Genomic DNA, 14,578 nt, shown 5'->3' with positions numbered 1-14,578 from the left:
AGATCCGCTAGAAGATGAGCCTATGCCAGAACTAGTATGTCCTAATTGCAGAGCAAAATTTGAATACAAAAAAACTGACGACCGTTAGGTGTCAGTTGAGGTGACCTATTTATAGGTCATTTTTTATGTATAAGGGAATTATATCATGAAAAAATTTATAGATAATATATGAATATAAGTAATATCAATAAATTTACAAACGTAAAAAATGACATTTTTGAGCAACGGATGTATCCGTAGTGGGAGCAAGGATACATCGTTGGCGAAATGAGCGAAGCGAAATTTTTAATTTTATAATAATTTACATAATACACTATAGATATGTTAAAATTAAATAGACAATAGTAAATTAAGGGTGATTTGTAAATGGCAAAGATAAAGACAAAATATGTATGCCAAGAGTGCGGATATGAAACATCTAAATGGTTAGGTAGATGTCCAGAGTGTACAAAATGGAATACATTAGTAGAAGAAATAGAACAAAAAGGGTCGAATAAAGATGTATTTATTATAGATAAATCTTCATCAAGACCTGTAAATATAAATTCCATAGAAACAAAAGAAGAAGAAAGATTTTCAACATGTATAGATGAACTAGACAGAGTACTTGGCGGAGGTATAGTAAAAGGGTCTTTAGTACTAGTAGGAGGAGATCCAGGAATAGGAAAATCAACACTTTTAATTCAAGTATCGAGCAATGTTGCAAATTCAGGAAAAAAAGTATTATATATATCAGGAGAAGAATCTGAATCTCAAATAAAAATGAGGGCTCAGAGACTAGGAATTAATTCTGATAATTTATATATTTTTGCAGAAAATAACTTAAGTTTAATAGAAGCGCAGTTAGATAATATAAAGCCAGATCTTATAATTCTGGACTCTATCCAAACTGTATATAGTCCAGAAATATCATCAGCACCAGGAACAGTTAGCCAAATAAAAGAAGGAACTTCGAAATTTATGAAAATATCTAAAAAAATGGGTATATCAACATTTATAGTTGGACATGTAACAAAAGAAGGTTCTTTAGCTGGACCTAAATTGTTAGAGCATATGGTTGATACTGTATTATACTTTGAAGGAGAAAGATATAATACTTATAGATTAGTTAGAGCTGTTAAGAATAGATTTGGTTCAACTAATGAATTAGGAGTATTTGAGATGAGGGATTTAGGTTTAGTAGAACTTGAAAATCCATCAAAAATACTTATATCAGAAAAACCAAAAGATGTAGCAGGTTCAGTTATAATATCTACTGTAGAAGGTACAAGACCGATGCTACTTGAAATGCAGGCTTTAGTATCACCAACAAGTTATGGTATACCAAAAAGAACGGCTACAGGTGTTGATTATAATAGAGTAGGTATGTTATTGGCTGTTTTAGAGAAAAGAGTAGGACTTCAAATTCAAAATCAAGATGTATATCTTAATATAGTAGGAGGAATAAAAATAAATGAGCCTTCAATAGACTTAGGTATAGTAATAGCTATTGCATCTAGTTTTAGAAATGTTGCAGTTGATGAAACAATAGCAGTAACAGGAGAAGTTGGACTTACAGGAGAGGTAAGAGCAGTAAGCTTCATAGAAAAAAGAATAGCAGAGTGTAAAAAGCTTGGTTTTACAAAAATAGTTATACCAAGAAATAATTATGAAGCAGTCAAAGATACTAAAGGTATAGAAATTTGGCCTGTAGATAATCTAAGACAAGCAATAAATATAGTATTAGGGGGTAATAAAGAATAATGGAGGATTTCCTAAGAAATAAAAATCTTATACATGCATTAAAAATGATATCACCTGGAAGTCCACTAAGACAAGGGTTAGATAACATACTAAAAGCTAAAACAGGAGGGCTTATAGTAATCGCAACTGGTGAAGAAATAATGGAAGTAGTAGATGGAGGATTTTGTATAAATGCAGAATACTCACCAGCGTATATATATGAATTAGCTAAAATGGATGGTGCTATAGTTTTAAGTAGTGATACAAAGAAAATTCTTTTTGCGAATGCTCAACTTATACCTGATTACTCAATATCAACATCAGAAACTGGGACTAGACATAGAACTGCAGAAAGAGTTGCTAAACAAACAGGGGCTATAGTTATTGCTATATCTCAAAGGAGAAATATAATCACAGTATATAGAGGGGATAAAAAATATGCTTTAGAGGATATATCTAAAATACTTACTAAGGCGAATCAAGCATTACAGACTCTTGAAAAATATAAATCTGTATTGGATGAAGCTATAATAAACTTAAATGCTTTAGAGTTTAATGATTTAGTAACGATATATGATGTAGCAATAGTTATACAAAAGATGGAAATGGTAATGAGAATAACAAATATAATTGAGAAATATGTAATTGAGCTTGGCCAAGAAGGAACACTAGTAAAAATGCAGTTAGAAGAGTTAATGGGAACAACTAAAATGGACCAAAAGCTTATTTTTAAAGATTATAGTAAAAAGAATGTAGATATGGCAGAATTTAAGAAAAGGATTAAAAGTTTTTCATCTGAAGACTTACTGGATTTAACTAATATGGCTAAATTATTAGGTCATAGTGGTTTTTCAGAAAATATGGATATGACTATAAAATCTAGAGGGTACAGAATACTTAGTAAGATACATAGGTTACCATCAGCTATAATTGAAAACTTAGTAAATTACTTTGATAATTTCCAGGAAATATTAAATGCATCAATAGAAGAATTAGATGATGTTGAAGGAATAGGTGAAATAAGAGCAACTTATATTAAAAATGGACTTATAAAAATGAAACAGTTAGTTTTATTAGATAGGCATATATAAATAATCGTTACTACTTTGTTCTTGAACATATGCGGTATTATAGATTATAATAAGTAAATATTAACAAAACAATCAGGGGGTGAAAATTTGATACAAAAAATAATAAGAGCAATGATAGGTATATTTGGTTTTGTTTTAGGATTTACCATATATTCATCATTAGCAAGTACATTTCCAGTACTTTTATTTGGAATAGAAAAGGGTACAATATTGATATCAGCAGTAGTAGGTTTAATTATAGGAGTTATATTCTACATAATAGGACCTTGGGTTATAGATAGATTTAAATATATAGCTAAACTTATGGATAAGGAAATATCAAAATATCCTCAAACTGATATATTATTAGGTTCTATAGGTCTTATAATAGGGTTCGTTATAGCATATTTATTAGGTGGTTTAATAAATTCAATACCTATAGTAGGAGGAATTTTAACATTTATTACATATGGATTTTTGGGATATTTAGGTATAAAAATAGCTTTAAAAAGTAAGGATGATTTATTTAATATAAGTAGATTATCTAGACTATCACCATCAATAAAAGAAAAAAGTACTAAAAAAGAAGGGAAGACTATTCCACCAAAGGTATTAGACACTAGTGTCATAATTGATGGAAGAATAGCAGATATATGTAAAACAGGATTTATAGAGGGAAAACTTATAATACCTAAGTTTGTACTTGATGAATTACAACATATAGCTGATTCCTCAGATGATTTAAAAAGGGTTAGAGGAAGACGAGGCCTTGATATATTAAATATAATTCAAAAGGAATTAGATATAGAGGTTGAAATAAGTGAAGCTAAGTTTGATGATATTCCTGAAGTTGATAGTAAGTTATTAAAATTAGCTCAGGTTTTAGGCGGTAAGGTAGTTACTAATGACTATAATTTAAATAAAGTAGCTCAATTCCAAGGTGTTGAGGTATTAAATATAAATGAACTTGCCAATGCTATAAAACCAGTTGCAATACCTGGAGAAGAAATGATTGTTCAGGTTGTCAAAGAAGGGAAAGAACATAGTCAAGGTATAGCTTATCTAGATGATGGAACTATGATAGTTGTAGATGGAGGTAAAAAGCATATGGGAGAAACTATAAGAGTATTAGTTACATCAGTGCTACAAACTCCAGCAGGAAGAATGATATTTGGAAAACCAAAAAACTAATAAATTTTAAGGAGGGTGTCTCATAATATAAATTACTTTATGTTGAGGCACCTTTCTTTAATATAAGAACTTTAGTATTTAATAAGAGGTGCAAATATGAATGGTGTTGTCATAGTAGCTGCAGGAACAGGCAGTAGAATGAATATGGGAATTAATAAACAATTTATAAAGCTTGAAGGAAAAGAAATTATAGCTTATACAATTGAAAAATTTTATAATAATTCAAACATAGAAGATATAGTGGTTGTTGTAAAAGAAGATGAATCTGAGTTTTTTAAAAAAGAGATACTAGATAAGTATAATTTTAAAAATGTAAAAATAGCTTATGGTGGAAAAGAGAGACAAGACTCTGTATATAATGGATTAAAGTTATTAGATGAAAAATGTGATGTCGTATTAATTCATGATGGGGCGAGACCTTTTGTATCTGATAAAATTATAGATAAAAGTATTGAGGAAGCAAAAGAGCATAAGGCTATAGTTGTAGGAGTACCAGTTAAAGATACTATAAAGGTTATAGATAACGATAAAAATATAGTAGATACGCCAAATAGAAGTGTATTATGGGCAGTTCAGACTCCGCAAACATTTGATTATAATATACTTATAGATGCTTATAAAGATGCATTTAAAAATAAATTTTATGGAACTGATGATGCAATGCTAGTAGAGCGAATCGGATATAAGGTTAAAATGTTAGAAGGATCATACAATAATATAAAAATAACAACGCAAGAAGATTTAAATATTGGAAGTCAAATATTAAGAGTTCAAGATTAGTAGGAGGACAAACATGAGAGTAGGATTAGGTTATGATGTACATAAATTAGTAGAAGGAAGAAAGTTAATAATAGGTGGAGTAAATGTTCCACATGAAAAAGGATTATTAGGCCACTCTGATGCAGATGTATTGATACATGCTGTAATGGATTCTATATTAGGAGCACTAGCTTTAGGTGATATAGGTAAGCATTTCCCTGATACAGATGAGAAGTATAAAGGCGCAGATAGTATGAAATTATTAGAGTTTGTATATAATTTAATCAATGAAAAAGGGTATGGTATAGGTAATATAGATTGTACTATAATAGCCCAAAGTCCTAAAATGGCTCCTCATATACAAAATATGAGAGAAAATATTGCTAAAGCATTAAATACTTCTATAGAAAATATAAATGTAAAAGCAACGACAGAAGAAGGGCTTGGATTTACTGGAGCAAAAGAAGGAATAGCAGCTCAAAGTATTTGTTTATTAGTTAAAGTTGACAAGTAATATTAAATAATATAATATTAGTAAATAAGATAAAGATTAAATAGTAATATTACAATATATATTGTATATACTATACATAAATAATAAATTAAAGCAATGATTAAGAAATAGTAAAAGATGAAATCTTTACAGAGAGGAAACGGTGGTGAAAGTTTCTAAGAAGAAGTCTTTGAACCAGTCTTTTAGCTTAAAAACGGTAAAAAGTTTTTACGGTAGGGACCGTTATATCCCATAAAGAGAGCCTTTTGGCTAATTAGAGTGGTACCGCGGAAATTCAACCTTTCGTCTCTATACATAAGTATAGAGTCGGAAGGTTTTTTTGTGGAAAATTTTTACTATTAAAAATAAAAAATATAAATAAATACAGGAGGAAATGTAATATGAAAATGTCAAAAATGTTTATGCCAACATTAAGAGAAGTTCCAGCTGATGCAGAAATAACAAGTCATCAATTAATGTTAAGAGCTGGTATGATAAGAAAAATGGCATCAGGAGTGTATAACCAATTACCTATGGGTATAAGAGTTTTCAATAAAATCCAAGAAATAATAAGAGAAGAATTAAATAAAAAAGGATGTCAAGAAATACTTTGTTCAGCTCTTATACCAGCAGAACTTTGGAAAGAGTCTGGTAGATGGGATGTAATGGGAGCAGAAATGATGAGATTAAAGGATAGAAATGATAGAGATTTCTGTCTTGGACCAACTCACGAAGAAGTATTTACAGATTTAATAAAGCAAGAAATAACTTCTTATAAGCAATTACCATTAAACTTATATCAAATACAAGTTAAGTATAGAGATGAAAGAAGACCTAGATTCGGAGTAATGAGAACTAGATCTTTCACAATGAAAGATGCTTATAGTTTTGATACAGATGAAGCAGGATTAGATAAGTCATACCAAGATATGTTTGATGCATATACAAACATATTTGCAAGATGTGGATTAGATAATAGCCCAGTTCAAGCAGATACAGGAGCTATAGGTGGTTCAGTTTCAGCTGAGTTCATGGTTAAATCAGAAGTTGGAGAAGATGAAATAGTATTCTGTAGCGGATGTGATTATGCAGCAAACATGGAAAAAGCAGTAGCTGTAGTAGCAGAACCTTCAACTGAAGAAATGAAAGAATTAAAAGAAGTACACACTCCAGGTGTACACACTATAGAAGAATTAGAAAACTTCTTTAAATTATCAGCTGATAAGTTTGCAAAAACTTTAGTATATGTTGCAGATGGAAAAACTGTAGCAGTAGTAGTAAGAGGAGATAGAGAAGTAAACGAAACTAAAGTAGGAAATGCTGTAGGTGGAGTTGTTGAGTTCGAACTTGCTAACGAAGAAGTAGTAAAAGCTGTAACTAATGCAGAAATAGGATTTGCAGGACCAATAGGAATAAAAGCTGACTATGTATTAATAGATAACGAAGTAGCTAATGCTAGAAACTTAATAATAGGAGCTAACAAAACTGAGTACCATATAGAAAATGCTAACTATGGAAGAGACTTTGAAGGAACAGTAGGAGACTTCAGAAATGTAACTGAGCAAGATAAGTGTACTAAGTGTGGAAGTCACTTTGAAATAGCTAGAGGGGTAGAAGTTGGACATATATTCAAGTTAGGAACTAAATACTCTGAAGCTATGGGATGTAACTTCATAGATAAAGATGGTAAGTCTAAGCCAGTAGTAATGGGATGTTACGGAATAGGTGTAGAAAGAACTGCTGCAGCTATAATAGAGCAACATCATGATGAAAATGGTATAACATGGCCTTTAGCAATAGCTCCATACCATGTTGTAGTTGTACCTGTTAACATAAAGAAAGAAGAACATATGGAAGCTGCTGAAAAGATATACAATGAATTACAAGCTATGGGTGTAGAAGTATTATTAGACGACAGAGATGAAAGAGCTGGAGTTAAGTTTAAAGATAGTGAACTTATAGGTATACCAATGAGAATAACTGTTGGTAAAGATATAGTAGACGGAAAAGTAGAATTCAAATTAAGAAAGTCTGAAGAAAAAGAAGTAATATCTTTAGATGAGATAAAATCAAGAGTTGAAGCTGAATTTGTAAAAAATAACATAAAGTTAGGATAATTACAAAATAACTAAATAGTATATATAATCCACGAACTTATTAACATTTTAAGTTAAAATGTGGATATATATACTATTTTAATTTTCATAAAAAGTGAGTTATCAACAGATTATCTGGATAAAATATAAATTGTATTTTGAGCAACGGATGTATCCGTAGCGGAAGCAAGTATATATCGTTGGCGAAATGAAGTGCTTCGCCGACACATCGCTCAATCAAAGCGAATTTTTTATATTATTTGGATAAAATAACATTACAATAAAGGCTTATTTTGATATTATAGATACATATAGATATTTATAGGAGGTAAAGACATGAGTGTAAAAGTAAGATTTGCTCCGAGTCCAACTGGATTTGTACATATAGGTAGTTTAAGAACTGCTTTATATAACTACTTATTTGCAAAGAGAATGGGTGGAGAGTATTTATTAAGAGTAGAAGATACAGACCAAACAAGATTAGTTGAAGGTGCAATAGAAAACATGCTTCAAGCTATGAGATGGGCTGGTGTTAACCACACTGAAGGTGTTATGCTAGATGAAAATGGTAATATAGTTCAAAAAGGTGAGAACGGTCCTTACATACAATCTGAAAGATTAGATATATACAAAAAATATATACAAGAATTATTAGATAATGGAAAAGCTTACTATTGCTTCTGTACAAAAGAAAGATTAGATGAAGTAAGAGAAAAGCAAAAAGAAGCTGGTGAAACTCCAAGATATGATGGTCACTGTAGAGATCTTACAGAAGAAGAAGTACAAGCTAAAATAGCTGCAGGAGAACCATACGTTATAAGATTAAGATTACCAGAAAACCACGTTATAAAGTTCAATGACTTAGTTAGAGGAGAAACAGAATTTAATACTAATGACTTAGATGATCAAGTATTAATAAAAACTGATGGATTCCCAACATATCATTTCGCTGTAGTTGTTGATGACCACTTAATGGAAATAACTCACGTTATAAGAGGAGAAGAATGGCTTTCTTCAACACCAAAGCATGTTTACTTATATGAAGCATTTGGATGGGAGCCAACAACATTTGTACACTTACCAAACATACTTAACAAAGAAAAGAAAAAGTTAAGTAAGAGACATGGTGATGTTGCAGTTGAAGATTTCAAGAAAAAAGGATACTTACCAGAAGGTTTAGTAAACTATGTTGCATTAGTTGGATGGTCTCCAGAAGACAACCAAGAAATATTCTCAATGGAAGAATTAGAAAATGCATTTTCTATAGATAGAGTATCTAAGAGTGGTGGAGTATTTGATACAGAAAAATTAAACTGGGTTAACCAACATTATGTAAAAGAAGCAGATGACAGCTACTTAACAGATTTAGCTATACCATTCTTAGTTGAAGCTGGATTTATAACAGAAGAAGAAGCCGAAACTAAATATGAATTTATAAAAGGTATGGTATCAGTTCTTAAAGAAAAATTACAATATGTAAAAGAAATAACTGAACATGCTAATATATTCTTTGGAGACACTGTTGAGTTAGAAACTGAAGAATGTAGAGAATTCTTAAACTTAGAGCATATACCAACTTTAATAGATGCATTAGAAGCAAAAGTAGAAGCTGCTGAAGTAGTAGATGAAGCATTTGTAAAAGCAATGTTTAAAGAAATACAAAAAGAACATGGAATAAAGGGTAAAAACTTATTCATGGGATCAAGAATAATATTAACAGGTCAAATGCATGGACCAGATCTTCCAAAAACTATGGAAGTTCTAGGAAAAGAAACTTGCTTAAATAGAATAAAATATGTAAAAAATAATGTTTTATAGTATATAAAAAGTCCACTAATTTTAAGTGGACTTTTTTATATATAAGTATATTAGAGTATTTTAAATTTATCTGCTAATTAATAAATTAGAGTAATATCAATATATCTAAAAATTGATTAATATATTAATTTAAAGAATTAGTTAGGATATATAGTTGTCGATATAAGTTAGATAAGTATATTTTATTTATGTAGTTATTTGATGAAAAGATTTGGGTATACTTGTAAAGGAGTTTGTTCTAAATAAAAGTAATATATTAAGGTGTGTAGATTGAGTATAACTTTAGGTAGTATAGTTTCAGGGAGGATAAAACAATGGTAGTTGAGGAAGTAAAAGAGGAGTTAAAGAAATTATGCACTGATTATTTAAATATATTACAACAATTAAAGAATGAAGACCTAATAAGTGAAGAAACTTTTGAAAAGTGTAGCATAAATAAAAAGTCTTTTTTAGAAGAGTAGGAAATAATATTTAAATAAAGATAATTTTTTATACTAAGGATATAATAGTAATACTATTAATTAAATAAATTTTAAATTATAATATAGTATATAAATAATAATGGCAAGATATAACAATATAGCGAGGTGATAAGTATGAAATTATATAATACATTAACTAGAACAAAAGAAGAGTTTATACCATTAGAAGAAGGAAAAGTAAAAATGTATGTATGTGGACCGACAGTATATAACTATATACATATAGGGAATGCTAGACCTTTTATAATGTTTGATACATTAAGAAGATATTTACAATACAAAGGATACGATGTAACATTTGTTCAAAACTTTACAGATGTAGATGATAAAATAATAAAAAGAGGACATGAAGAAGGAATAAGCCCTGAAGATGTAGCTAATAAATACATAAATGAGTACTTTGTAGATGCAGATGGTCTTGGAATACAAAGAGCAGATGTTCATCCTAGGGTTACAGATAATATACAACAAATAATAGACTTTGTTAAAGATTTAGAGGACAAAGGATATGCTTATGAAGTAAATGGAGATGTTTACTTTGATACTAAGAAGTTTGAAGGATATGGGAAACTTTCTAAACAAAATCAAGATGAGCTAGAAGCTGGAGCAAGAATAGAAGTAAATAGTCAAAAAAGACATCCAATGGACTTTGTTTTATGGAAGTCTAAAAAAGAAGGTGAACCAGGATGGAATAGCCCTTGGGGAGAAGGTAGACCAGGATGGCATATAGAATGTTCTGTTATGTCTAATAGATATTTAGGTGAAACTATAGATATACATGCTGGAGGTCAAGACCTAGCATTCCCTCACCATGAGAATGAAATAGCTCAAAGTGAAGCTAGAAGTGGAAAAACATTCTCTAATTATTGGGTTCATAATGGATATATAAATATAAATAATGAAAAAATGAGTAAATCAAAAGGTAACTTCTTTACAGTAAGAGATATATCTAAGAAATATGACTTAGAAATAGTAAGATTCTTTATGTTATCAGCTCATTATAGAAATCCTGTTAATTTCAGTGATGAAATGCTTAATCAAGCAAAGGCAGGACTTGAAAGACTTTATAATGCAAAGGAAAAATTAGAGTTTACTATAAGCAACCTATCAGAATCTGCTATAAAAGATGAAGAAAAAGAACTAATAAATGAATTAGAATCTTATAAGGATAAGTTTATAAATGCTATGGAAGATGATTTAAATACAGCAGATGCAGTAAGTGCTATTTTTGAATTATCAAAGTTTATAAATACAAATGTAAATGAAACATCTTCATTAGAATTTGCAAAGATGTGCTTAGATAAATTCAATGAATTAACTGGAGTTTTAAATATAGTAAATAAGAAAAACGATGATATTTTAGATAAAGATATAGAAGAGCTAATACAAAAAAGAGCAGATGCTAAGAAAAATAAAGATTTTAAATTAGCAGATGAGATAAGACAAGAATTATTAGATAAAGGTATAGTATTAGAAGATACTAGACAAGGAACAAAGTGGAAGAGAGTATAATTATGAATAGAACAGAATTAATAACTATGTCTCCATTAGTATTAGCATATTTAGGTGATACGGTTTTTGAATCGCATATAAGGGAGTACCTAATAACTAAGAATATAAATAAAAAAGTTAACGATCTTCACAAGTCAGCAGTAAAATATGTAAATGCTAAGGCTCAAGCTACTATAATACACAATATAGAAGATCAATTAACAGAAGATGAGCTAAGAATTTATAAGAGGGGAAGAAATCAAAAATCTCACACTTCTCCTAAAAATGCAGATATTATAGATTATAAGCATGCGACAGGATTTGAAGCTTTAATCGGATATTTATATTTAGATAAAAACTATGAAAGATTAGAATATATAATATCTGAAGGAATAAAAATCATTGAAGCTAATATGTAATTAAGAAAAGTATTGCTATATAAGGCAATACTTTTCTTAATTTCTTTCTTAATTATGGGATTTTAATGTATAATATTTATAAAATAAGTTAAGGGAGGAACTAGGAATGAAGGTAAAAATATTATCTCATACACCAGAGCCAGAGAAAGTTATATCAATGGCTGCCAAATTATGTTATTCAGCAGTTGGCGTTGACCAAATAGAAGAAAATTTAACACCAGAGAGCATAGATAAGTTTTTAAATATGCTGATAAGTATAGGTCATGAATCTCCTCTGGAACATGTGTCATTTACATTTGCAGTAGAGGGAATATCTAGGGCTTGTTCTCACCAAATAGTGAGACATCGTATAGCTAGTTACTCACAACAAAGTCAAAGATATGTTAAGTTAAATCAATTTGAATACATAATTCCTCACCATATAAATGAAATAGATGAGGCAAGAGAGCTATTCATAGAAACAATGAAGAAAGATCAAGAAGCTTATGATAAGCTTGTGGAAATATTATTTGAAAAACACTATAATAAATTAATACAAAATGGAAAAAATGAGAAAGAAGCAAAAAGAAGTGCAGAAAAGCAAGCAATAGAAGATGCTAGATATGTTTTTCCTAATGCTTGCGAAACAAAAATGGTATTTACTATGAACGTAAGAAGTTTATATAATTTCTTAAACCACAGATGTTGCGAAAGAGCACAATGGGAAATAAGGGAGTTAGCTATAGAAATGTTAAGACAATTAAAACAAGTAGCTCCGATATTATTTAGAAATATGGGACCAAACTGTGTTCAAGGACCATGTCCAGAAGGTAACATGACTTGTGGTAAAATAGTTGAAATAAGAGAAAAATTTAAAAATTTATAGGCGGTGGAAAGTTTGGCAACAATAGAAGGAAGAAATCCTGTAATAGAAGCAATAAAAAATGATAGAGAAATAGATAAAATAATGATAGCAAATTCGGCTAAAGAAGGTTCTATCAAAAAAATAATAGGCATGGCTAAAGAAAAAAATATAGTAATACAATATGTAGATAAACACAAATTAGATGAAGTGAGTACTAGCCACTCTCATCAAGGTGTTATAGCTCAAGTAAGTGAGTATAAATACTGGGAGTTGGACGAATTAATAGAAAGTGTTAAAGCTAAAAATGAAGATCCATTTTTCATAATACTAGACGAGATAACAGATCCTCACAATCTTGGATCTATAATAAGAACAGCTGATGCAGTTGGTGCTCATGGAGTTATAATACCTAAAAGAAGGTCAGTACATATAACACCAGTAGTAGCTAAAGCTTCTGCAGGTGCAGTTGAATATGTACCTGTTTGTAAGGTTACTAATATAGTTAATACTATAAAAAAATTAAAAGATGAAGGTTTATGGATAGCTGCAGCTGATATGGATGGACAGACATTCTATGAACAAAATCTTACAGGTGCACTTGGATTAGTTATAGGTAGTGAAGGTTTTGGTATATCTAGATTAGTTAAACAAAATTGTGACTTTACTGTTAAGATGCCTATGATAGGAAATGTAACATCATTAAATGCCTCAGTAGCAGCAGGAATTCTACTATACGAGATATTTAAACAAAGATCAGGTAATAAGTAAATTGATGAGAAGAAATAAAAAAGACTATTTAATAGTAGATGGTTATAATATTATAAATGCCTGGGATGAACTAAAGGAGATAGCTATATCAGATTTAGAGCATGCCAGGGAAAAATTGATAGATGCTATAATCGAATATGCTGAATTTACAGGAAGATTAGGTATAATAGTTTTTGATGCCTATAATATAAAAAGTTGTAAAGAGAAAATAGAAAAAAGAAAAAATATAACTATAGTTTATACAAAAGAGTACCAAACTGCAGATAGTTATATAGAGAAATTTATAGGATCTTTATCTAAATATGATGATGTAAAGGTTGCTACTAATGATTATGCAGAGCAGCAAATTGTATTAGGTAAAGGTGCAAGCAGAATAACTTCTAGAGAATTAAAACTAGATTTAGAAAATGCAAAGTCTAAAATAAGGGAAAAAAATACTAGCGTACATAAAAAAATTCAACGAAATTGGTTGGAAGATAGGTTAGATAAGGAAACATTGTCGAAACTTGAGAACATTCGTAGAAACCGTTGAAAACACTAAATTTGTTAGATTATAATAAAGCTATGAAAATGTTTGATGGGGGAGATAAACATGTTAGTAGCTAATGATGAATTCTATGAATCGATAGATAACAGTCAACAAGATGAATATGACATAGTATTAAAAGCAAGCAAAGGGGATAAAATAGCATTAGAATATATTATAAAAAAATATAAAAATTTTGTGAAAGCAAAAGCAAAGTCATATTTTTTAATAGGTGCAGATAAAGAGGATATAATTCAAGAGGGAATGATAGGACTATATAAAGCGGTTAGAGACTTTGATGCAAGTAAAACAAATTCTTTTAAAGGATTTGCTGATATTTGTATAACAAGACAAATAATAACAGCAATAAAAACGGCAACTAGACAAAAACATATACCTCTTAATTCATATATATCTTTAAATAAACCTGTGTATGATGAGGAATCAGAAAGAACACTTTTGGATATAATTGCAACTAGTATAGTTACAGATCCAGAAGAACTTATAATAAGCAAAGAAGAACTAAAACACATAGAATCAAAAATGAATGAATTGTTAAGTGATTTAGAATTACAAGTTGTGGAATACTACTTAAATGGTAAGTCATATCAATACATAGCGGACAAGCTTAAAAGAGATGTAAAATCAATAGATAATGCTCTTCAAAGAGTGAAGAGAAAATTGGAAAAACATCTTGAAAACAGAAATGATTAATAGTAAAATACTTACCATAAGCTTATTATAAGCGTAATAAATTAAAAATATTAATCAAGGAGGTATTTCAAAATGGCTAAAGCTAAATTTGAAAGAAATAAACCACACGTTAATATAGGAACAATAGGACACGTTGACCACGGTAAAACTACATTAACAGCTGCAATAACAAAAACATTACACGA

General features: G+C 29.7%; 15 protein-coding genes and 1 other annotated feature. All 15 genes read left to right on the top strand.

What is annotated here, in order from left to right:
• Window positions 1-366: 366 nt before the first annotated feature.
• The gene (gene radA / locus BN7997_RS01225) at window positions 367-1,743 is read left to right on the top strand and encodes a DNA repair protein RadA (RefSeq protein WP_071119067.1); all 1,377 of its coding nucleotides are present in this window, start codon (window positions 367-369) and stop codon (window positions 1,741-1,743) included.
• Window positions 1,743-2,813, top strand: a complete 1,071-nt coding sequence (gene disA, locus BN7997_RS01220) for a DNA integrity scanning diadenylate cyclase DisA (protein WP_071119066.1) — start codon at window positions 1,743-1,745, stop codon at window positions 2,811-2,813. The genes radA and disA overlap by 1 nt, the downstream gene beginning before the upstream one ends.
• A gap of 87 nt (window positions 2,814-2,900) precedes the next feature.
• Window positions 2,901-3,983 carry a PIN/TRAM domain-containing protein gene (locus tag BN7997_RS01215; protein ID WP_071119065.1) on the top strand — a complete coding sequence of 361 codons (1,083 nt, stop codon included), beginning with the start codon at window positions 2,901-2,903 and terminating at the stop codon, window positions 3,981-3,983.
• Between the two features lie 96 nt (window positions 3,984-4,079).
• Window positions 4,080-4,763 carry a 2-C-methyl-D-erythritol 4-phosphate cytidylyltransferase gene (gene ispD / locus BN7997_RS01210; protein WP_071119064.1) on the top strand — a complete coding sequence of 228 codons (684 nt, stop codon included), beginning with the start codon at window positions 4,080-4,082 and terminating at the stop codon, window positions 4,761-4,763.
• 13 nt (window positions 4,764-4,776) lie between these two features.
• Window positions 4,777-5,256, top strand: a complete 480-nt coding sequence (gene ispF, locus BN7997_RS01205; RefSeq protein ID WP_071119063.1) for a 2-C-methyl-D-erythritol 2,4-cyclodiphosphate synthase — start codon at window positions 4,777-4,779, stop codon at window positions 5,254-5,256.
• Window positions 5,257-5,343: 87 nt separating this feature from the next.
• Window positions 5,344-5,549: a binding site (T-box leader), on the top strand.
• Window positions 5,550-5,636: 87 nt separating this feature from the next.
• The gene (locus tag BN7997_RS01200) at window positions 5,637-7,352 is read left to right on the top strand and encodes a proline--tRNA ligase (protein WP_071119062.1); all 1,716 of its coding nucleotides are present in this window, start codon (window positions 5,637-5,639) and stop codon (window positions 7,350-7,352) included.
• Window positions 7,353-7,667: 315 nt separating this feature from the next.
• Window positions 7,668-9,149, top strand: coding sequence for a glutamate--tRNA ligase (gene gltX / locus BN7997_RS01195; protein ID WP_071119061.1), 1,482 nt, complete (start codon window positions 7,668-7,670; stop codon window positions 9,147-9,149).
• 314 nt (window positions 9,150-9,463) lie between these two features.
• Window positions 9,464-9,610 carry a hypothetical protein gene (locus BN7997_RS15705; protein ID WP_195906786.1) on the top strand — a complete coding sequence of 49 codons (147 nt, stop codon included), beginning with the start codon at window positions 9,464-9,466 and terminating at the stop codon, window positions 9,608-9,610.
• Window positions 9,611-9,745: 135 nt separating this feature from the next.
• Entirely contained in the window at window positions 9,746-11,143 is a 1,398-nt protein-coding gene (cysS, locus tag BN7997_RS01190) for a cysteine--tRNA ligase (protein ID WP_071119060.1), read from the top strand.
• A gap of 2 nt (window positions 11,144-11,145) precedes the next feature.
• Window positions 11,146-11,541 (top strand): Mini-ribonuclease 3, encoded by a 396-nt coding sequence (locus BN7997_RS01185; protein WP_143023142.1) that lies wholly within the window; start codon window positions 11,146-11,148, stop codon window positions 11,539-11,541.
• A gap of 106 nt (window positions 11,542-11,647) precedes the next feature.
• On the top strand, window positions 11,648-12,406 hold the full coding sequence (gene thyX / locus BN7997_RS01180) for an FAD-dependent thymidylate synthase (RefSeq protein ID WP_071119058.1): 759 nt from the start codon (window positions 11,648-11,650) through the stop codon (window positions 12,404-12,406).
• 12 nt (window positions 12,407-12,418) lie between these two features.
• The gene (gene rlmB, locus BN7997_RS01175; protein ID WP_071119057.1) at window positions 12,419-13,153 is read left to right on the top strand and encodes a 23S rRNA (guanosine(2251)-2'-O)-methyltransferase RlmB; all 735 of its coding nucleotides are present in this window, start codon (window positions 12,419-12,421) and stop codon (window positions 13,151-13,153) included.
• A 4-nt stretch (window positions 13,154-13,157) separates the two neighbouring features.
• Window positions 13,158-13,685 carry an NYN domain-containing protein gene (locus BN7997_RS01170; protein WP_071119071.1) on the top strand — a complete coding sequence of 176 codons (528 nt, stop codon included), beginning with the start codon at window positions 13,158-13,160 and terminating at the stop codon, window positions 13,683-13,685.
• Between the two features lie 60 nt (window positions 13,686-13,745).
• Entirely contained in the window at window positions 13,746-14,393 is a 648-nt protein-coding gene (sigH, locus tag BN7997_RS01165) for an RNA polymerase sporulation sigma factor SigH (RefSeq protein ID WP_071119056.1), read from the top strand.
• A gap of 72 nt (window positions 14,394-14,465) precedes the next feature.
• Window positions 14,466-14,578, top strand: a 113-nt coding sequence (locus BN7997_RS14990) for a GTP-binding protein (RefSeq protein WP_143023143.1), incomplete at its 3' end; no start/stop codon positions are given.

The sequence above is a fragment of the Romboutsia timonensis genome (assembly GCF_900106845.1).
In the GTDB taxonomy this organism is placed as follows: domain Bacteria; phylum Bacillota; class Clostridia; order Peptostreptococcales; family Peptostreptococcaceae; genus Romboutsia; species Romboutsia timonensis.
The sequence above is the reverse complement of the archived record's forward strand: the minus strand, read 5'-3'. Positions and strand labels throughout refer to the sequence as shown.